Consider the following 1789-nt stretch of genomic DNA (forward strand, 5'->3'; position numbering starts at 1 on the left):
ACACTTCCAGCTGGTTCTACAGCTTTAGATGCATTAAAGGCTGTATCAGGAGCAGATACTGCATCCGGACCAGACGCAAAAGGATATTATACCCAGGGTATTTTGAAATGGTCAAGCACAAAATGGGGAAATTACATTTCTGCTGTTAAGGTAAAAGATCATAGTAATACAAATAAGTTCTTTGGTGATAATGGTACAGCTTCTACATGGGATGGTGCAAGTAAAAATAAATATTCTTGCTTGGATGAATTAAATCACCTTGAGGAAAATCTTTATAATAAAGCAAATGTAACATTTAACAATACAGTTAATGAAGTTGGTTATTTAAGTGAAAAAGACTATAACAATTATTCAGGCTGGATGATTATTATCAATGGAAATACAAATAATCTAGGCTGTGATCAAGTATTACAGGATAATGATAAGGTTGACCTTAACTTCTCTATGTTTATGGGACTTGATTTAGGACAAGACAGTTGGGTAGAAGATGCAGCAGGACAGTGGATTCAGGCAGATGCTTGGAATAGCTATGTTTTTTAATAGTTGTAAAGTAGCTAAATAAAATTAAAAAAATTAGGAGCTGTCCTGATAAAATCATCTGGCAACTCCTTCTTTAAAATATTAGGAGAAAAAATGTTTAATAAAATAAAAAGAAACAGTAGTTATTTAATCGCTGTTTTTATGGCAGCTTTTATATGTTTTAGTGGACAAAAAGTCTTAGCGGAAGGCACATTTGCTCCGGATGCAGAAGGTGTTTATCATATAAATTCTCTGGAAGACTGGGATGCATTTATAGCTTTAAGTTTTTCAAATGAAAAATTTGAAGGAAAAACTGTTAATCTTGAAACTGATTTAGTTTTTGATAATAAAAGTTGGGGAGAGCGCGGTACTTTTTCGGGAGTATTTGATGGAAAGGGACATAAAATCACCTATTCTAATGATAATATGACAAATAAATCAGCTGTATTTCCATTATCCTTTAGGAATGGAACTTTAAAAAATTTAGAAGTATATGCAAAAGATTGTACTCTTGCAGCTGACGAAAATGGTGATGCCAATGGATTGGTGCTAAATGCTGCGGCTGGAGGATATAACGCACGGGCAGAATTTAGTAATATAAAAATATATGGTGATGTAAAGGTTATTTTGAATCCTTCAAATAATAATGATATAAAATGTAGTGGAATAGTAACACTTTGTTCGAATGTTACTAGTTGTATTGTGAACCTTAATTATAGCATAGATGAAGATTCTCTTGCTGCCTTTCTAAAAAATGAGGAAGGTAAAGAACCTCGTATTGAATTGTGCCAATTTGGAGCATTAGCTTCAACTGATGGCTCATATGAAAATTGCCTTGCTTTAGGGGGATGTACAGACTCTAACATCATAAAGGATTGTGAAAAGCTTGAAGAATATTATAAGACAATTAAAGATATGTCAACAAGCCATACAGCAATCGTAGCTTTTGCAGGTAACAAAAAAAATTGTATCCAAGAAAACTGTTTTTATAATAAAGACAAATCTCATTTGATATGTGGTACAGAACAAGGAAAAGCAAATATTAAATGTGTGGATAATGAATCCATGGAAAAAACCGAAGAAGAGCTTAAAAATCAGGATACCTTTGCTCTTTATGATTTAATCGACACTTGGGGAATGTCTGAGTACATAAATGATGGATATCCTTATCTTAAAGCTTTAGTAAATGAAGACCTTGTAAAATTAGTGGAAGATATTATAGCTCTCCCTGAAGTAAATGAGATTAAATTAGAAGATAAAGAAGCTATTG

At 32.6% G+C, this 1789-nt stretch carries 2 protein-coding genes; both read left to right on the forward strand.

Annotated elements, in window-relative coordinates:
• On the forward strand, positions 1-540 hold a 540-nt coding region (locus BM153_RS13835), incomplete at its 5' end, for a DUF4430 domain-containing protein (RefSeq protein WP_177205739.1).
• A 93-nt stretch (positions 541-633) separates the two neighbouring features.
• Positions 634-1789: hypothetical protein (locus BM153_RS13395; RefSeq protein WP_143088323.1), on the forward strand; the 1156-nt coding region annotated here is incomplete at its 3' end.

It is taken from the genome of Acetitomaculum ruminis DSM 5522, from assembly GCF_900112085.1.
Taxonomy (GTDB): Bacteria; Bacillota; Clostridia; order Lachnospirales; family Lachnospiraceae; genus Acetitomaculum; species Acetitomaculum ruminis.